Genomic DNA, 18,376 nt, shown 5'->3' on the forward strand with positions numbered 1-18,376 from the left:
CTTTAGCTCTTAATCAAAAACAACTTCCTGAAATAGACTTTCATACAAAACATCAGAAGTGTAATACCCTGCAGGCAACCTTTCTTCCATAATTTTCCTTAAAATGATCAGCACTCCATCAGAAAAAGTCTGCCGAGAGAAGGCCTCATGACGAATAACAAAACGCTCGTTTTTCCCCACAAAAGATACTTCGTGTTCTCCAAAAATGTTGCCGACACGAGAACCGAACATCTCGATACAAGGTTCCTGCTCATCCCCAAAATGGTCTTTTTTTGCAGAGCAGATAGCCTCTGCTAACGAAAGTGCTGTACCAGAAATGGCATCTACCTTCGTGCGATGATGAGTCTCTAAGATACGTACATCATAAGAAGCATCGAATAACTTAGCCGCACAAGCAGTTAGTCTTCTCTGCACATAGGCGCCCAAACTCATGTTTGGGCTAAAAATGACAGGAACATATTCCGATAACAAAGACAATTTGTCCCTAATAACGCTATTATCGGAAAATCCTGTGGTTCCAATAATTACAGGCTTAGGCGTTACCAATAAAATATCCATAAGCGTTTCTGTAACTTCAGGAGCTGAAAAGTCTATAAGAATATCATTTTCTAAAACGACTTCTTTCAACAAAGTCTGCGATCTTCTTGAAAATCCCTTCCCCAAAAGACAACGAGGGTGAGAACGCAACGCTTCTGTTAACAGCCCCCCCATCCTCCCAGTATTTCCAATAAGACCCACGCTTTTTTTCATAATACTGTCAGCAACTCTAATCTACGTTCTCTGCTAACTAAAGGATCTTCCTTCAATAGCCAATCTTTAAACGAAACGGCCGGAGTATAATATAAGTTAGGAAATAGCTCCAAGATGAAAAGGAACATGAATCAGCTAACTTCATTAGTTAGCTAATAAACATATAGAAATCTTTTCGTGATTTAGATGAATAAAAAAATAGCCCTTATGCTTCTAAGAAAGCATCTCCGTCAATTTCAAAGGAATCTGCCACAAGATCGACTATGATATCTTCTGCGTCAAAATCACATTCTTCTGACCCTTGAACAATGATACTTTGTCTATGTTGAACATGATTGTAGAGTTTAACTAGCTGTTGATGTAACCAATGAATCAATTTCTGAAGATACATCGTAATACTAATTCCTAAAAGCACTCCTCCTATCGCCAAAACTCCTCCAGCTATAGGAGCTAATCCCGGTACTAGAGTCAATGCCAAAATAGCTAACCCAGACAAAAGGATCATCGTAGCAACGATAATAGACTGAAACTTTTCCTCTTTATTCGCCTGATTCACATGCTCGCGAATAGCTTTTTCGGTTTGTACAATTACGGATCTCCCAGCTCGTTCCCATGTCTCATCTTTTTCTTCTTTTGAAAGTAAAATGGTACGACCTTCTTGCTCAAACATTTCATTCATCATACGAGCCTTCAGCCTAGCTTCCCTTCTTCGAGCCAAACTAATTTGCAATCTAGCCCTTAATTGATGCACGGCATGAATAACTCCAGAAGCAACCATAGGAACGGCTGATGACGATATAGCTCCTCCTATGGAAGAGAGCAATAGAACCTGTACAACAGGGAACCCGCCAAAGCCTGCTAATACAGTGCATGTAATTCCTGCCACCAATAATAATCCTGACAAGGCAAGTATTCTTTTCTGTTTTTTTGTTAGAGACAGTGCTTGATTGATCTCTTTATCGGATAAACGTTCAACAGAGGCGGAAGTGAAGGCACTTTCAGAAATATCCACTTCCACCTTTCCTTCTACCTTACGGCTAAAGTCCGCCTGAGCGATGTTTTTTAATTTAGTCTCTGCAAGCAAATCTTGTTCTTGTTGCGCTCTAGCAAAGACTCTCCATTGACCAAGAGTCGTATGCAACATATTAGAGATAACTAAAGAAATGCCTAAGCTAATCAAAGGAGGGGCAAAAACTATAAGAGCTGCGGCTGCGCCCCCTGTTGCCACAAGAGTCCCAACAACAGCTAAAGAAATGCCTAAGCAAGCAAATCCAGCCCCTAATAAGACTAAACATCTCGCGATCTTCCGAATTTTTGCCCCTTCAACAAGCATTTCTTCTGGAGTAAGGTCAACTCCTGATGCAGCCTTTTTGGATTGAAAAAACCGCACATAGAGATAGTGCGCAAACCCTGCGAACAAAGCTCCACTCCCTCTACTATAAGAAATATCCCCAAACTTTCCTATAGTACTTCCATATCCCCCTGGAATATAAGAAGATCCAAATTTCAATACAAGGCCTGCACCTGCTAATCCAGCTCCGAGTAAAGCAGCACTTTTTGCTCGCTGCTTAACAGACATTCGAGGAGCAACTAAATCCTTTATTCCGTTAATAAGACTGCGAAGTGTAGTAACACCTCCCACAGAAATTCCAGCAAAGGCAATTGCTAAAACTATAGCTTGAGGAGCTCCCGGAGCGAGTATCGTTAAAGCAACAGCTACAATAGCTAACGCAACGCCTAACACCACAATACCAGCGATTAGCCCTGCAGAATGTTTTAGTGCTTGCCCTGATTTCGAAACACCTTCTTCAGGAATCGAAACCATTGGTATATAGGTGCTTGATCCCTGATTTTGTATTAAAGAAAGGTCTCCAATAGCATTTACATCAATAGGCTCACTATTTCCGGGAACCCTAGAAACCATAAAAAACAAAATCTTTTTAATTAAGATTAATTATAACAACAAAATAAAATCCCTTTCACAATAAAAAGTAGCACATCTCATTTTTATCATATCAAACAAGTATATCATGAAAAAAAGTCTTCTAAAGATTACATTAGCTCCTCATCTTTAATCTTTTTCAACGTGTGGTCCCTTTGAACCAAGCCTTTCTGATTTCCCCTTCGGCTCCTTATGGAGAATTTTCCATCCCTCCTTCAAAATCTCACTCTCTACGAGCCATCCTTTTTGCCTCGCTATCTAAAGGGACCTCCATCATAAACAATAGTCTTTCCTCTCCCGACACCGACACTATGCTCTCAGCATGCAAAAAATTTGGAGCTCGTATTACGAGAGTTGGAGAAACTCTGCATATACAAGGGAATCCTCCTCCTTATTCCCAATACTCCTCTCACCATTTCCATATGGGAAACTCTGGCATAGCTCTACGATTCCTAACGGCTCTTTCTTCTTTATCCCCATCCCCTATCCTCATTACAGGAGCCCACACACTCAAAAGACGCCCTATCGAACCTCTTCTTTCTAGCTTAGAACAACTTGGATCGGAAATTCGTCAAAAGAAATCTTCTTCCATTCCTTTTGTTATTCGAGGCCCTATATCCTCAGGACATGTTACTATCTCTGGACAAGATTCCCAATATGCATCTGCCTTAGCCATTACCGCAGCAGTAGCGCCCCATCCTCTTTCCTTTTCCATTGAAAATCTGAAAGAACGTCCCTGGTTTGACCTAACCCTAGACTGGCTCCATTCTTTAAACATCTCCTTTTCCAGAGAACAAGATTCTTTATTCTTCCCCGGAGCACAATCCATAAAAAGCTTTTCCTACTCTGTTCCAGGAGATTACAGTTCCGCTGCTTTTCTAGCTGCTCTGGGGTTGCTATCCTCATCCTCAAACCCAACAGTGCTATATAATCTTCCCTCCAAAGACCCTCAGGGAGACAAACAACTCTTCTCTCTTTTAAAAAGCTTAGGAGCAGACATTGTTATTGAAAAAGACCACATTGAAATCCGCCCATCTTCCTTCTCTGGAGGAGTCATTGATATGGATCCTTTTATAGATGCTCTTCCTATACTAGCTGTTCTCTGCTGCTTTGCCAAAAACCCATCGCATTTGTATAATGCGCTAGGAGCAAGAGACAAAGAAAGCAATCGCATTGAAGCTATTGCCCATGAGTTGCGGAAGATGGGTGGCTCAGTTCATCCTACTCAAGATGGTCTGTATATAGAGCCTTCTCGATTGCATGGAGCAGTTGTTCATTCTCACAATGATCATCGCATTGCCATGGCTCTTGCTGTAGCAGGAGTTCATGCCTCTTCCGGACAAACCCTCCTTTGTAACACACAATGTGTAAATAAGAGTTTTCCTCATTTCGTGATTGCTGCACAGACACTACATGCCAACATTCGACACCACCAAGCAGATTTTTCTTTGCGGTCTTCCCTCTGTAGGTAAAACCTCTTTTGGGAGACTTTTAGCTCAGTTTTTATCGCTTCCCTTTTTTGACACGGATCATCTTCTTTCTGCTCGTTTTCATGGGGATTCCCCTAAAGCCATTTACCAACGTTTCGGAGAAGAAGGGTTTTGCCAAGAAGAACTCCTCACTTTAATTAACCTTCCTGTTATCCCTAGTGTAGTTGCATTGGGAGGGAAGACCCTTCTCGATAAACAAATCTATGAACATATTACCCAACGGGAAAACATTCTTTTAGTCTTACTCGACCTCCCCTTTGCTACCTTATATCAACGCTTACAAAAAAAACCGCTTCCAGAAAGCCTTAAAAATACCCCTTCATTAGAAAATGCTTTGTTCCAGCGCTTAGAAAAACTTCGCCTGCTCACCCCCCATATTTTCTCTTTACAAGCAGCTACCTCTCTTCATGAGATAGGAGAAGTTTGTCAAAGTTTTTGCTTGCAATTCTTGACTGCACAAGAGATTCCTTATGCATAATCAATATGGATCCCTATTTTCTATTACTACCTGGGGAGAATCTCACGGTCCCTCTATCGGAGTCGTTATTGATGGTTGTCCCGCTGGACTTCCTTTAGCACCAGAAGATTTTCTTCCCGCTATGAAAAGAAGAAGACCTGGACAACTCCACACCTCTCCTCGCCAAGAAACAGACTCGGTGACCATTTTATCTGGTGTCTACCAACAAAAAACAACGGGAACCCCCATTTCTCTTCTTATTCAAAACGAGGATGCATCCAGTACTTCTTACGAGCAACTAAATGACTGCTACCGCCCAGGACATGCACAATTTGCTTACGAAGGTAAATACGGTTTTGCAGATAACCGCGGAGGAGGACGATCCTCCGCTAGAGAAACAGCTGCTCGAGTAGCAGCAGGCGTGGTTGCTAAAAAAATTCTCTCATCTCAGGGAATCAAAACACTCGCCTTCCTTTCTGGATTCGGTCCCTTAGAAAATAAAACCTACCCAAAACTCACCGATCCTCTAATACGAAAGGTCTATTCATCTCCCTTTTATACCATCCTCTCTCAAGAGGAAATTCAAAATCTTCTTCTCCATGATCCAGAAGATTCCTTCGGAGGGATCGTTTCTTTTATCACTTCTCCCCTACCTATAGGCCTAGGAGAGCCCGTGTTTGGGAAACTCCCAGCTCTTTTAGCGGCTGGTATGATGAGCATCCCCGCAACCAAGGGATTTGAAATAGGAGAAGGGTTTGCTTCAGCACATATGACAGGCTCTACTTATCTAGATTCTTTTATTGCTAAGGAAGGAGAGATATCTTTCCAAACGAATCGATGCGGAGGAACTTTAGGAGGCATTAGCATCGGACAACCTCTTGAAGGCCGAGTAGCCTTTAAACCCACTTCATCTATTCGAAAACCTTGTCCCTCCGTATCAAAGGATGGAGAGCCCATCACATATAAAACCCCTAAACAAGGGCGTCATGATCCCTGCGTGGCAATTCGAGCTGTTACCGTTGTTGAAGCCATGCTTGATCTCACTTTAGTAGACCTTCTCCTTCAACACCGCTGTGCTAAATTATGATAGAACTCATCACAGATAAACCCCACCCTATGCACTTAGTAGATTCCCTGTGCGATCCCCAGCTATTTGCTACCTTAGCAAAAACTTCTCCTTTGATTTTTATCACCAATTCTACGCTAGAAATACTCGTACTCCCGCCTTTATTAGAAACGGCTCGCTCATTAGGATTTTCTGTAGAAATCCTTATCATTCCAGAAGGAGAACAGGCAAAAACAGAAACCACCTTCCTCTATTTGCATAAACAGCTAGCAACTCTTACTATCCCTAGGCAAGCTACTCTTATTGGTGTTGGAGGTGGCGTTGTTTTGGATATTGTAGGATTTGTAGCCTCTACACATTGTCGAGGCATGCCTTTCATTGCCGTACCCACAACCCTAGTTGCTATGATCGATGCCAGTATTGGGGGGAAAAATGGAATCAATTTGGATCATATTAAAAATCGCATTGGCTCTTTTTATTTACCTAAAGATGTATGGATTTGCCCCTCTGTGCTCTCTTCTCTTCCTGAACAAGAATTTTATCATGGAATAGCTGAGTGCATCAAACATGCCTATATAGCGGATGCTTCTATTCTCCCTATCCTTCAAAATCCAGCTTCTTTACGCTCCACGAAACAACTGTCTCTTCTCATCAAACGCAACTGTCTTTGTAAGGCCTCTATAGTGGGAAAAGATATTAGAGATCATGGAATACGTCAGATTTTAAATTTTGGGCATACGTTAGGACATGCTTTGGAAATGCTATTTACAGGGAAAATTTCTCATGGTTTTGCTATAAGCGTGGGAATGGTTCTGGAAACGAAACTTTCTCTAGCCATGGGAGTCGCTCGCAACCCAAATATCTTACATTTTTTAGTTCAGGATCTCCTGAGATACCAACTTCCTACTTCTTTGAAAGATCTGTACGCACAAGCTCAAATTCCTATTCACAGTTGTAGTCAAATTCTTTCTGCTCTCAGCTATGATAAGAAAAAACAAAATGCCTCTTTACCTCCTTTCGTTATGATAGAAGAGATCGGACTCGCAGCCTCTTGTAATGGTAGTTTCTGCCAACCTGCATCTAATCATTTTCTTACACACATTTTAAAGGAAGATCTCCATGCTATGCACGATCATTAGAGGCCCTTCTTTCCTTGAAGCCAGAAATCAGCTATTGCGCTCTTTAAAAAAATGCCGTTGCTTTGAAATGCGTGCAGATCTTCTTACTGTATCCGATGCAGAACTACAAAAACTGATTCTCCTAGCTCCTATTTCTGTCCTTACATGGAAAAAACCCCCATCCTGTACGCCACAAGCCTGGGTAAAAAAAATACAATCACTAGCTAAGCTTCATCCAACCTATTTGGATTTAGATAAAGATTTCCCAGAAGAAGAGATTCTGCACATTCGTCATCTTCATCCTAATATTAAGATCATACGCTCCTTACACACCAGCGAGCATACCGACATTACACAACTATATACACAGATGCTGGCTTCATCTATCGATTACTATAAACTTGCTGTTTCCCCTGCTTCTACTACAGATCTCCTGAATATCTGCCGTCAAAAGCACTCTCTCCCTCAGAATACAACTGTGCTCTGCTTGGGGAAAATCGGCCAGTCTTCGCGTATACTCTCTCCTATTTTACAAAATCCCTTTACCTACACAATCCCTACAGGGGCTGATCCTGTAGCCCCAGGGCAACTCTCCCTTAACCATCACTACTTTTACAATTTCACAAACCTTTCTCCCCAATCCCAGATCTGCGCTCTCATTGGAGACACTTCAAGAAGCATAGGACACCTCACTCATAATCCTTTCTTCTCTCAGCTGAGCATTCCCTGCCCCTATGTTAAGCTTCCTCTAACCCCACAAGAACTTCCCGAATTTTTCTCCTCTATTCGAGCTCTTCCCTTTCTAGGAATAAGCGTAACCTCCCCTCTCAAAACTGCTATCATCCCGTTTCTTGACAAACAAGATTCCTCTGTAAAACTCTCTGGATCTTGTAATACACTTGTTATTCGACAAGGAGAAATTATAGGCTATGATACTGACGGAGAAGGTCTTTTTTCAGTCCTGACTCAACACAACATGGATTTAAGCAACCAACGCGTTGCTATCTTAGGAGCCGGAGGAGCAGCACGATCCATCGCAGCACGATTGAGTAGAACCGGATGCGAGCTTCTCATTTTTAATCGAACCAAAATCCATGCCGAAGCTATTGCTTCTCGTTACCAAGCGCAAGCTTTTGATATAAAAGATCTTCCGCTACATTCTGTTTCTCTTATCATCAACTGCCTTCCCCCTTCCTCTATCATTCCTCAAGCTCTAGCTCCTCTTATCGTAGACATCAATACCCTTCCTAAACACAACTCGTTTACTCAGTATGCTCGGTTGAAAGGATGTTCCATCATCTATGGCCATGAAATGTTCGCGCAACAAGCGCTTTTACAATTCCGCTTATGGTTTCCAACACACTCTTTTAACCATCTAGAAAAAAACTTTTCTCGTAGAGCCGCTGTTCTAGCCTCTCTTTTTTCCATCGCAGCATAAAAAATTTTTTTCTATTCTACTCCTGCGTTTTTAGGAGGCTGTATGCGATTTTTATTTGCCTTTATTCTTCTATGCTCCCCCTGGGTCTCTGAAGCATCGCAAAATATTGTTACCGTAAAAACTATACATGAGGTCGCTTCTGACATCTTGTATGACAACACTAACTATTGGCTAATTTTGGATATTGATGATGTGCTATTCGAAGGGGCTGAAGCTCTTAGTCACTCGTCTTGGTTCGAACGTTCTATCCAGGGCATGCGAGCATTAGGAGCATCAGAAAAAGAGGCTTGGGAAGCCATTTACCCTGAATGGTTAGCTATTCAACATCAAGGCTCTATTAAACAAATAGAAACTGCCATCCCTTTACTCATTACTAAAGTACAGAATCAAGACAAAATTGTCTTTGCGTATTCAGAGCGCCAACTATGCGCGCAAAATGTAACATTTGAACAACTTGCAACCATAAACCTCTCTTTCGACAAGCCAAATCTTCCCTATGCGAGTCTCCCCCCAAGCATTAGTTTCACAAAAGGAGTTCTTTTCGGTGCCGAAATCCATAAAGGGCTAGGGTTGCAACTCTTTCTAGATGCACAACCTGATTTACCAGAAAAAATCATCTACATCGATAATGAGAAGTACAATGTCATGCGTGTTGGCGAAGTTTGTAACCAGAAAAACATCCCTTACTTAGGGATCATTTACACGGCTCCTAAATATCTCTCCCCTACCTATCTTCCTGATATTGCTAAAGTACAGTACTTATTCCGTCAAAAACTCTTAAGCAATGAAGCTGCAGCCCTTTTATTACGTCACCGTCTCGATAAATAGTTCCTACTGAAATAGAAATTAAACCTAGATAAAAAAATTTATTTCTACTACATGAATGGAAAAGTTCTGTGTGAGGTTTCTGTGTCCTTCCGTTCGATTCTGCTGACGGCTCTGCTTTCACTTTCTTTTACAAACACTATGCAGGCTGCACACCATCATTATCACCGTTATGATGATAAACTACGCAGACAATACCATAAAAAGGACTTGCCCACTCAAGAGAATGTTCGGAAAGAGTTTTGTAATCCCTACTCTCATAGTAGTGATCCTATCCCTTTGTCACAACAACGAGGAGTCCTATCTCCTATCTGTGATTTAGTCTCAGAGTGCTCGTTTTTGAACGGGATTTCCGTTAGGAGTCTTAAACAAACACTGAAAAATTCTGCTGGGACTCAAGTTGCTTTAGACTGGTCTATCCTTCCTCAATGGTTCAATCCTAGATCCTCTTGGGCTCCTAAGCTCTCTATTCGAGATCTTGGATATGGTAAACCCCAGTCCCTTATTGAAGCAGATTCCCCTTGTTGTCAAACCTGCTTCAACCCATCTGCTGCTATTACGATTTACGATTCTTCATGTGGGAAGGGTGTTGTCCAAGTGTCATACACCCTTGTTCGTTATTGGAGAGAAACGGCTGCACTTGCAGGGCAAACTATGATGCTTGCAGGAAGTATTAATGATTATCCTGCTCGCCAAAACATATTCTCTCAACTTACATTTTCCCAAACTTTCCCTAATGAGAGAGTAAATCTAACTGTTGGTCAATACTCTCTTTACTCGATAGACGGAACGCTGTACAACAATGATCAGCAGCTAGGATTTATTAGTTATGCGTTGTCGCAAAATCCAACAGCGACTTATTCCTCTGGAAGCCTTGGCGCCTATCTACAAGTCGCTCCAACAGAAAGCACCTGTCTTCAAGTTGGGTTCCAAGATGCCTATAATATTTCAGGTTCCTCGATCAAATGGAATAATCTTACAAAAAATAAGTATAACTTCCATGGCTATGCATCTTGGGCTCCACACTGTTGCTTAGGACCTGGACAATACTCTGTTCTTCTTTATGTAACCAGAAAGGTTCCTGAGCAAATGATGCAGACAATGGGCTGGTCTGTGAATGCAAGTCAATACATCTCTTCTAAACTTTATGTATTTGGAAGATACAGCGGAGTCACAGGCCAATTGTCTCCTATTAACCGAACCTATTCATTTGGCTTAGTCTCTCCTAATTTATTGAACCGTAACCCACAAGACTTATTTGGAGTAGCTTGCGCATTCAATAATATACACGCCTCCGCCTTTCAAAATGCTCAAAGAAAATATGAAACTGTGATCGAGGGATTTGCAACTATTGGTTGCGGACCTTACATCTCCTTTGCTCCAGATTTCCAACTTTACCTCTATCCTGCTCTGCGTCCAAATAAACAAAGCGCCCGAGTCTATAGCGTTCGCGCAAACCTAGCTATTTAGTAGGTTTGCACGAATACCTAGGGGGGCTTTGTAGTTAAATACCTTAATAACCCCAAAAAAGGAGGCATTATGCCTTACGGAACTCGTTATCCAACATTAGCTTTTCATACAGGAGGCGTTGGCGAATCTGATGACGGAATGCCTCCTCAACCTTTTGAAACTTTCTGCTACGATTCGGCCTTACTTCAAGCAAAAATCGAAAATTTCAATATTGTTCCCTACACTTCAGTTTTACCCAAAGAATTATTTGGAAACATCCTTCCTGTTGATCAATGTACAAAATTTTTCAAGCATGGTGCCGTGTTAGAAGTCATTATGGCTGGTAAAGGTGCTGCTGTCGCGGAAGGAACACAGGCAATAGCAACAGGAGTAGGCATCTGTTGGGGGAAAGATAAAAATGGAGACTTGATAGGCGGTTGGGCAGCTGAATATGTCGAATTTTTCCCGACCTGGATCGATGATGAAATCGCTGAATCTCACGCAAAAATGTGGTTAAAAAAATCTCTGCAACATGAACTTGACCTGCGTTCTGTAAGCAAACACAGTGAATTTCAATATTTCCATAACTATATCAATATCAAAAAGAAATTCGGATTTTGCTTAACAGCTCTTGGCTTCTTAAATTTTGAAAATGCAGATCCAGTTGTTATCCAATAAGCAAGGGGGATTTTATGTTCTTGAAAAAACGCTCCTCTTCAGGAATTTTAGGGACATTGTCTCTTACTGGAGTTGTGATCAGCTCCATGGTTGGAGGGGGGATTTTCAGTCTTCCTCAGAATATGGCAGCCTCTGCAAGCGCAGGGGCTATTATCATTGCCTGGCTTCTCTCCGGAATAGGAATATTTTTTATCGCAAATACCTTTAAAACTCTTTCCCTTGTTCGTCCTGACTTAAAGGCCGGTATCTATACCTATAGTAGAGAAGGATTTGGCCCCTACGTAGGATTTACAATAGCATGGGGATACTGGCTTTGCCAAATTTTTGGAAATGTCGGCTATGCCGTAATTACCATGGATGCCCTAAACTATTTCTTTCCCCCCTATTTCGAAGGAGGAAATACTCTCCCTGCTATTCTATTAGGATCTATCCTTATTTGGGTATTCAATTCCATCGTCTTACGAGGCATCCGTCAAGCTGCTTTTATGAATGTGATTGGTGTAATTTTTACTCTAATTCCTCTACTTATTTTCATTCTCATTACAGCTCTATTTTTCAAATTCTCAATATTTAAAACCGATTTTTGGGGAACTGCTCCCCAACACCATCTGGGATCTATCGGCTCTCAGCTTAAAAGCACCATGTTAGTCACCCTCTGGGCCTTTATCGGAATTGAAGGCGCCGTAGTCATGTCTGGAAGAGCCTCAAATCCCTCTTCTGTCGGGAAAGCTACGATCCTAGGGTTTTCCGGATGCTTACTCATTTATGTCCTTCTTTCTTTACTTCCTTTTGGATCTCTATCCCAATATCAACTTGCTAAGATTGCTGACCCCTCCACTGCTGGGGTACTGAAATTTCTAGTTGGGAAATGGGGAGAAGTCCTTATGAATACAGGACTTTTAATTGCTGTTTTAACAAGCTGGTTATCCTGGACTATTCTTACTGCTGAAATTCCTTACGCAGCAGCAAAAAATGGCACTTTCCCAGAATGCTTTGCAATTGAAAATGCTAAACACTCACCTGCATTCTCTTTATTCATTACAAGCGGCTTGATGCAAATTACCATGCTGTTAGTGTATTTTTCCTCTAATGCTTGGCATACCATGTTAGAAATCACCAGTGTTATGGTTCTTCCGGCTTACTTAACTAGCTCTCTTTTCCTTGTTAAGCTCAGCTTAAGTAAAAAATATCCTAAACAGGCACCCATCAAGGCCCGCGTTGCAATATTCACGGGAATATTAGGGACGCTATATTCTCTATGGCTAATCTATGCTGGAGGATTACAGCACCTATTTATGGTCGCTGTTCTCCTTGCTTTAGGAATTCCGTTCTACATAGACTCGGGAATAAGACATGATCAAGAAAAGACATTCTTGAACCGTAAGGAAGTCATGAAAATGACTACCTTAGCTCTTATAGCTTTGCTTGCTGTATTTTTATTCTCTGCAAATAAAATTCATTTATAACCAGAGAGTTAAGCACTTGCTATTCACGCTACTCACTCTTGCATAAAAAAGAACTGATTCTCATTCAGGGGAATCAGTTCTTTCTATTCTTTAAAAGCTTATTCTCTTATCCTCAATAGTAAAGCCGCATTAATTTTCTAAAAAATCTTTTTCAGCTCTTAAGGTATTGTATGCACATAGCTGTTTTGGGAGCAGGATACGCAGGATTATCTGTAACTTGGCATCTTCTCCTTTATACACAAGGGAGAGTTAGCGTAGATCTCTTTGATCCTACGCCAATTGGAACTGGAGCTTCCGGACTATCTTCCGGTCTTCTCCATGGCTTTACAGGTAAGAAGGCTATTAAACCCCCATTAGCAGATCTTGGGATTACTACTACCCACTCTCTGATCACCAAGGCTAGCCTATCCATAGGGGAACCTATCGTTATGTCTAATGGCATTCTTCGCCCTGCAATTTCTCAAGAACAGGCCTCTATTTTCATGCAAAGAGCACAAGAGTTCCCTAATGAAACCGAATGGTGGGATAAAGCTCGGTGCGAAATCTCAGTACCAGGAATGGTTATTCCAGAAGGGCTTGGTGCTCTTTACATCAAACATGGTGTAACCATTAACAATGAAAAGTATATCAATGGCTTATGGAATGCCTGTGCCAGCCTAGGAACACAATATTATGACGAGCTTATCGATGATCTTTCTTCGATTGCAGAGTTTTATGATCATATTATCGTCACCCCAGGAGCTAATGCTGATATCCTTCCGGAGCTCAAACATCTCCCTTTATCTAAAGTAAAAGGCCAACTCGTAGAAATTGCTTGGCCCTCAGAGATCCCGATGCCACCATTCAGCATCAATGGTCCTAAGTATATGGTCGCCGACACAGAAAGAAATACTTGTATATTAGGAGCCACTTTTGAACATAACCAACCAGACGCCACTCCGGATGCTCAGGTTGCTTACCAAGAAATCATGCCCCCTATTTTATCTCTTTTCCCAGGTCTTAAGGACGCCCAAGTCCTTAACTACTATGCTGGAATGCGCTCATCAAGCCCTACTCATTTGCCTATGATTAGCCGAGTCCAAGAAAAATTATGGTATCTTGGAGGGCTAGGATCAAAAGGTCTCTTGTACCATGGACTCTTAGGAGACATGCTTGCCCAGGCCTTACTGCGAGATTCTACGGCATACATAGCTAAAGAATTTCTTTATGCTCCGGAAGCTTCTTAATCCATCCTCCCTTTAGAGAGGGAGGATGGATTAATGCCTTACAAAGAGACACTAGCTTTCTCTTGCAGAATTTCGTCTAAAGAAATCTGCATCTTTCCACGAATAAAGGCATCCCAAGGAAGTCCGGGGACGATCTCATACTCTCCAGTCCCCAGCATTCGACAAGGGAACCCAAAGATTATATCTTCTGGCAAGCCATAGGGATTATTGTCCGAACATACTCCAGAAGAAAACCATTCCCCTTCCTTCGGTTGATATATGGATCGTGCAGCCTCTGCTAAAGCTCGTGCTGCAGAAGCTGCAGAAGACTTCCCTCGCGCTTCTATTACAGCGCTACCACGACTCTGCACAGAAGGAACCATAATATTCTCTAGCCAATCGCGGTCCGCTATAGTTTCTACAATAGGACGACCATGAATTAATGCCTGTGTAAAATCTGGAACTTGTTTTGCAGAATGATTCCCCCAGACAACAACCTGCGATACAGCAGATAAAGGGACTTCAGCCCTATGGGCTAGCATACTGTGCATACGATTCTGATCTAAGCGCAACATTGCATGAAAATTTTTTCTCAGCAATCTAGGAGCGTGATTCATGGCTATCCAGCAATTTGTATTCACAGGATTTCCAACGACAAAAATTTTGGCCTCTCGTTTAGCTGCTGTGTTCAAGACCTTACCTTGAGTAGCAAAAATCTCGCCATTTTTCTTCAAAAGATCTCTTCTTTCCATTCCTGGGCCTCTGGGGACAGATCCTATGAGAAAGGCAGCATCGATGTCATCAAAAGCATCATGCAAGGATGTCGTTACCTGCACGCGTTGCAACAAAGGGAAAGCTCCATCATCCAATTCCATGCGTACTCCAGATAGAGATCTTTCTGTCCCTGGGATATCATAAATACGCAGATCTATTCCGGTATCAGGCCCAAAAATATCCCCATGGGCCAAGGCAAATAAAAAGCAGTAGGCGATTTGCCCCGTTCCTCCTGTTACTGCTACACTCACTGTTTGAGAAAACATAAACCACCCTCTCTTGCTTTTACAAAACGCATATATTCTTCATGATACGCTTGTAATCAATTTTGAACCCAACATACGTTTGGAGAATAAAAGAATCAAGTCCCTAGCTCATATAAAATCTTAAGCAAAAAAAACCATCTATCGTTCAATAGATGGTTTTTTTTTGCTCGGACAAATGGAATCTAAAAAACTTTATAAAAGATAGGTCCCTGGGATCCTACCCACATGCTTGATCCTGACCGCATGACTTGCTGTCCTTTTTTAGCGGCCAGATAACCATGAACATCTAAGAAACCAATGAACCGTGCGCGAATAAAGAACATACGGGCACCTTAAACACTTTCAAAAAAGAAGAAGGCTCCCATTATAACATATTTAAAATAAAAATTCTGCAGAACAAATAGGAAGCCCTACTTAAAACATCATTGCAAAACATTAAAAAGTCTTAACAATTCTCTTGCCTCAGGAAATTCTATCGGAGCAGCCCCAGACATCAAGCCTATAATTTGAGTGGCTAATTCTTTCCCTAATGAAACTCCCTCCTGATCGAAGGAATTGATTCCCCAACAAAAACCTTGAAAAGCAAACTTATGCTCATAAAATGCCAGTAATCCTCCAGCAATACGAGGAGAGAGTTGCTGCGCAACCAATATCGAAGAGGGTCTATTCCCTTTAAATCGTTTGTTAGGATTATCGTTGTCTCTCCCCTGAGCTAAAGCTAGCGATTGTGCAACAAGATTAGCAAACAACTTCTGAGAAGAAGAGCTCCCCGATAATACACAGTCAATACCTCGTTGATTCTGTAGAAATCCAATAAATTCCACAGGAACAATATCTGTTCCTTGATGAAGACTCTGGAAAAAGGAATGCTGACAATTAGTCCCAACGTCTCCCCAAATAATAGGAGATGTCGCAAAATGCACCTCTTTCCCTTGTCTAGAAATGCTTTTCCCATTGGATTCCATTCCGCACTGTTGTAAATGCGCAGTAAAATATTTCAATCCTGTTGCATAGGGGATCACAGCTGTCGTGGGATATTTTAATACATTGCGGTTCCAAATACCGAGCATAGCAGATAAAAGAGGCAAATTCTTTTCCATAATTGGAGTCAATGCATGAGCATCCATAGAAGCTGCTCCCTGCAAGAACTCAAAAAAGACTTCGTAGCCAAAAGCAAACCCAAGTACAACCCCTCCCACCATAGAGGTAGCCGAGAACCTTCCACCAACACTATCCCAAAGATGGAAAACTTCCAAATAATGGGTTTTATCATCCATGGGACTACCCTCAGCAGTTACCGCTACAAAATGATCTGCTACAGACAATCCTTTGTCTTGATAAGCTCGCTTAAATAATTCCTCATTCACTGAAGGTTCTAAAGTTGTCCCTGATTTAGACACGACAACAATTAGGGTTTGCTTGAGATCTACTTCTTTTAAGACCTCTGCAGCATTATCTGGATCAATATTGGAAACAAAAAAGATACGTTTATCAGATGGACAAATCCCCTGCATAGCAAAATACATAGCTTTAGGGCCCAATTCTGATCCGCCAATACCTATCTGCACAAGCGTAGAAAATTTAGAACGGGCTGCATACAAAAACTCTGCAAGACGATGAGCCTCTCGTTCAGAATGATTGGCTATAGATGCCGCCTCATCCTTAAGATCATGGTCTCGAACCCAAGCTCTCGTTGCTGTATGTAACACAGAACGGGACTCGCTCTGAAACCCCTCTATATAATTCATGACAGCGCCTTGTTGCATACTCTCCATCTGCTTTATTAGCTCCCTTTCCTCGGCAAGCATTCTTAAAGCATTAAGGCTACGATCATCCACGCGCTCCGTAGCATAACTATAAGTAAACCCTTCCGCAGACAAAGCATACTGCTGTATCCGATCTTGGGACAAAGTTCCTGGTAAAGTCAAATCAACTGGATTCGTAGCTATCTCTTGCAAAGCAATTAATGACTCACAATCTAAGAAACTTTTACCCATTATGATTCTCCTTTTAAGGAAATTTGATACGAGAGACTTTTCTGTTTACTATCTTTTTTGATCTTTCACGATTTCATTTTTTCAGGACAGAACATATTTCAATAAATCATTCTACCAAGTACTCTGCATATCTTTTTTGTAAGTTATTTGGCAAAAATGTTTTAACGATAAGTATATCATTTTCATAGTAATGAGAAATTACTAACCCCGCATCGCATAATTCTGTAAATAATCCATATTCTTTATAAGGAAGATGCAAAGTTACCTGAGGATACTCCTCTTGTACCATGTCTGCCATAGCTTGCAACAAGTCTCGAATTCCTTCTCCTGTTTTTGCAGACACACATACAGGAGAGGGAGACAATAGCCGCAACTTAGCGGCAACACTCCCATTAGTAACCTTATCTATTTTATTCAATACAGTGATGACTTGAGGATGTTCAATCCCAAGCTCTAATAAAATAGCCTTGGTAGTTTCAACATGCTCCAATGCAAGTGGATGGGAAGCATCAACTACATGCAGCAAAATGTCTTCATGTAATGCAGCTTCTAGGGTACTTTTAAATGCAGCCACTAAAGTATGGGGAAGTTTACGAATAAACCCTACAGTATCTGTAAGCAACACTCGCTGCCCACATGGCAAAACGCAACGTCGCGTTTTAGGATCCAACGTAGCAAACAGCTTATTCTCTGCATAGGTCTCTGCTGATGTCAGTAGATTTAAAAGGGTGCTTTTACCAGAGTTTGTATACCCAATTAATGCGAAAGTCGGAATCTGATTGCGTTTTTTTGCTTTACGCCGCTCTTTCCTCTGGCGTTCAACATTTTTTAACTCCTTGGACAGTTTATGAATCCTTTCTCGAACTATCCTTCGGTCTAATTCAATCTGTTTCTCTCCCTCTCCTTTGACAAATCCTCCACCACTTCCTCCAGACTTCTGTCTAGAAAGATGTCCCCACATACGTTTCAATCGAGGCAATAAATAACGCGCTTGTGCAAGTTCTACCTGTAATCCTGCTTCAGCTGTGAGAGCTCGGCTAGCAAAGATCTCTAAAATTAACTCTGTGCGATCTAATACAACGACTTGCAATCGCTTTTCTAAGTTTCTTTGTTGAGAAGGAGAGATCTCTTCATCAATTAATAAGGTACCAATTGTTGGGAATTCTTCTAAAATCCGTTCGATTTCCTCCAGTCTCCCCTCATTCAAATACAAAGAGGAAGAGGGGGATCGCAAAAGCCATGTACAAGTCTCTAACACACTAAGATCACAAGAATTCGCAAGAGAAACGAGTTCTTCAATGTATTCAGAAACTTTCTCTTGCTCTGCACGATTGGCATAACAGCAAACAGCCAAAGCTTGCGAAGGATCTTGTTCCTCTCTAGGAAGAGAAAACCTCCAACCTATCGCACTTTGTCGTTCTTTTTTCTCTATCCGATTATTTTTTTTCATTGTTC

General features: G+C 41.5%; 16 protein-coding genes. 10 read left to right on the forward strand and 6 right to left on the reverse strand.

The genetic code is table 11. The features are described 5' to 3' along the window. Nucleotides 1-9 precede the first annotated feature (9 nt). Both dapB and TC_RS03265 read right to left on the reverse strand, forming a co-directional pair. The gene (gene dapB / locus TC_RS03260) at nt 10-750 is read right to left on the reverse strand and encodes a 4-hydroxy-tetrahydrodipicolinate reductase (RefSeq protein ID WP_010231088.1); all 741 of its coding nucleotides are present in this window, start codon (nt 748-750) and stop codon (nt 10-12) included. 205 nt (nt 751-955) lie between these two features. Beyond that, nucleotides 956-2,674, reverse strand: a complete 1,719-nt coding sequence (locus tag TC_RS03265) for a hypothetical protein (RefSeq protein ID WP_010231093.1) — start codon at nt 2,672-2,674, stop codon at nt 956-958. A gap of 164 nt (nt 2,675-2,838) precedes the next feature. Here TC_RS03265 and aroA point away from each other — a divergent pair, with 164 nt between their 5' ends. The 10 genes from aroA (at nt 2,839) to TC_RS03315 (ending at nt 13,905) form a co-directional block, all read left to right on the forward strand. Continuing rightward, entirely contained in the window at nt 2,839-4,164 is a 1,326-nt protein-coding gene (gene aroA, locus TC_RS03270; RefSeq protein ID WP_010232860.1) for a 3-phosphoshikimate 1-carboxyvinyltransferase, read from the forward strand. Next, complete coding sequence (locus TC_RS03275; RefSeq protein ID WP_010231096.1) at nt 4,106-4,660, forward strand: shikimate kinase; 555 nt, start codon at nt 4,106-4,108, stop codon at nt 4,658-4,660. Before aroA ends, TC_RS03275 begins: the two co-directional genes overlap by 59 nt. Beyond that, the gene (gene aroC / locus TC_RS03280; RefSeq protein WP_010231100.1) at nt 4,653-5,726 is read left to right on the forward strand and encodes a chorismate synthase; all 1,074 of its coding nucleotides are present in this window, start codon (nt 4,653-4,655) and stop codon (nt 5,724-5,726) included. Before TC_RS03275 ends, aroC begins: the two co-directional genes overlap by 8 nt. After that, the gene (gene aroB, locus TC_RS03285; protein ID WP_010231103.1) at nt 5,723-6,844 is read left to right on the forward strand and encodes a 3-dehydroquinate synthase; all 1,122 of its coding nucleotides are present in this window, start codon (nt 5,723-5,725) and stop codon (nt 6,842-6,844) included. The genes aroC and aroB overlap by 4 nt, the downstream gene beginning before the upstream one ends. Continuing rightward, on the forward strand, nt 6,825-8,261 hold the full coding sequence (locus TC_RS03290; protein ID WP_010231110.1) for a bifunctional 3-dehydroquinate dehydratase/shikimate dehydrogenase: 1,437 nt from the start codon (nt 6,825-6,827) through the stop codon (nt 8,259-8,261). The genes aroB and TC_RS03290 overlap by 20 nt, the downstream gene beginning before the upstream one ends. A gap of 42 nt (nt 8,262-8,303) precedes the next feature. Continuing rightward, nucleotides 8,304-9,089, forward strand: coding sequence for a DUF2608 domain-containing protein (locus TC_RS03295; protein ID WP_010231115.1), 786 nt, complete (start codon nt 8,304-8,306; stop codon nt 9,087-9,089). Between the two features lie 138 nt (nt 9,090-9,227). Then, the gene (locus tag TC_RS03300; protein ID WP_010231119.1) at nt 9,228-10,556 is read left to right on the forward strand and encodes a carbohydrate porin; all 1,329 of its coding nucleotides are present in this window, start codon (nt 9,228-9,230) and stop codon (nt 10,554-10,556) included. A 69-nt stretch (nt 10,557-10,625) separates the two neighbouring features. Then, complete coding sequence (locus TC_RS03305) at nt 10,626-11,213, forward strand: pyruvoyl-dependent arginine decarboxylase (RefSeq protein ID WP_010231121.1); 588 nt, start codon at nt 10,626-10,628, stop codon at nt 11,211-11,213. A gap of 14 nt (nt 11,214-11,227) precedes the next feature. After that, nucleotides 11,228-12,679, forward strand: a complete 1,452-nt coding sequence (locus TC_RS03310) for an amino acid permease (RefSeq protein ID WP_010231123.1) — start codon at nt 11,228-11,230, stop codon at nt 12,677-12,679. Nucleotides 12,680-12,849: 170 nt separating this feature from the next. Further along, nucleotides 12,850-13,905: an NAD(P)/FAD-dependent oxidoreductase gene (locus tag TC_RS03315; RefSeq protein WP_010231125.1), complete on the forward strand. Its 1,056-nt coding sequence runs from the start codon at nt 12,850-12,852 to the stop codon at nt 13,903-13,905. A gap of 38 nt (nt 13,906-13,943) precedes the next feature. Here TC_RS03315 and TC_RS03320 read toward each other — a convergent pair whose 3' ends face one another. The 4 genes from TC_RS03320 to hflX all read right to left on the reverse strand — a co-directional run bounded on the left by TC_RS03320 (nt 13,944) and on the right by hflX (nt 18,371). Then, nucleotides 13,944-14,924 (reverse strand): malate dehydrogenase, encoded by a 981-nt coding sequence (locus tag TC_RS03320; protein WP_010231127.1) that lies wholly within the window; start codon nt 14,922-14,924, stop codon nt 13,944-13,946. Between the two features lie 182 nt (nt 14,925-15,106). Further along, nucleotides 15,107-15,247: a late transcription unit protein LtuA gene (gene ltuA, locus TC_RS03325; protein WP_010231129.1), complete on the reverse strand. Its 141-nt coding sequence runs from the start codon at nt 15,245-15,247 to the stop codon at nt 15,107-15,109. 99 nt (nt 15,248-15,346) lie between these two features. Beyond that, nucleotides 15,347-16,924 carry a glucose-6-phosphate isomerase gene (locus TC_RS03330; RefSeq protein WP_029589523.1) on the reverse strand — a complete coding sequence of 526 codons (1,578 nt, stop codon included), beginning with the start codon at nt 16,922-16,924 and terminating at the stop codon, nt 15,347-15,349. A 103-nt stretch (nt 16,925-17,027) separates the two neighbouring features. Continuing rightward, entirely contained in the window at nt 17,028-18,371 is a 1,344-nt protein-coding gene (gene hflX / locus TC_RS03335; protein ID WP_010231133.1) for a GTPase HflX, read from the reverse strand. Nucleotides 18,372-18,376: the final 5 nt, after the last annotated feature.

Source organism: Chlamydia muridarum str. Nigg (genome assembly GCF_000006685.1).
Taxonomy (GTDB): Bacteria; Chlamydiota; Chlamydiia; order Chlamydiales; family Chlamydiaceae; genus Chlamydia; species Chlamydia muridarum.

Excerpts from the sequence above, each read along its gene's own strand:
- dapB (WP_010231088.1), bottom strand. The coding sequence starts at position 750 with ATGAAAAAAAGCGTGGGTCTTATTGGAAATACTGGGAGGATGGGGGGG.
- TC_RS03265 (WP_010231093.1), bottom strand. The coding sequence starts at position 2,674 with ATGGTTTCTAGGGTTCCCGGAAATAGTGAGCCTATTGATGTAAATGCT.
- TC_RS03275 (WP_010231096.1), top strand. The coding sequence starts at position 4,106 with ATGCCAACATTCGACACCACCAAGCAGATTTTTCTTTGCGGTCTTCCC.
- aroC (WP_010231100.1), top strand. The coding sequence starts at position 4,653 with ATGCATAATCAATATGGATCCCTATTTTCTATTACTACCTGGGGAGAA.
- aroB (WP_010231103.1), top strand. The coding sequence starts at position 5,723 with ATGATAGAACTCATCACAGATAAACCCCACCCTATGCACTTAGTAGAT.
- TC_RS03290 (WP_010231110.1), top strand. The coding sequence starts at position 6,825 with ATGCTATGCACGATCATTAGAGGCCCTTCTTTCCTTGAAGCCAGAAAT.
- TC_RS03295 (WP_010231115.1), top strand. The coding sequence starts at position 8,304 with ATGCGATTTTTATTTGCCTTTATTCTTCTATGCTCCCCCTGGGTCTCT.
- TC_RS03300 (WP_010231119.1), top strand. The coding sequence starts at position 9,228 with ATGCAGGCTGCACACCATCATTATCACCGTTATGATGATAAACTACGC.
- TC_RS03305 (WP_010231121.1), top strand. The coding sequence starts at position 10,626 with ATGCCTTACGGAACTCGTTATCCAACATTAGCTTTTCATACAGGAGGC.
- TC_RS03310 (WP_010231123.1), top strand. The coding sequence starts at position 11,228 with ATGTTCTTGAAAAAACGCTCCTCTTCAGGAATTTTAGGGACATTGTCT.
- TC_RS03315 (WP_010231125.1), top strand. The coding sequence starts at position 12,850 with ATGCACATAGCTGTTTTGGGAGCAGGATACGCAGGATTATCTGTAACT.
- TC_RS03320 (WP_010231127.1), bottom strand. The coding sequence starts at position 14,924 with ATGTTTTCTCAAACAGTGAGTGTAGCAGTAACAGGAGGAACGGGGCAA.
- ltuA (WP_010231129.1), bottom strand. The coding sequence starts at position 15,247 with ATGTTCTTTATTCGCGCACGGTTCATTGGTTTCTTAGATGTTCATGGT.
- hflX (WP_010231133.1), bottom strand. The coding sequence starts at position 18,371 with ATGAAAAAAAATAATCGGATAGAGAAAAAAGAACGACAAAGTGCGATA.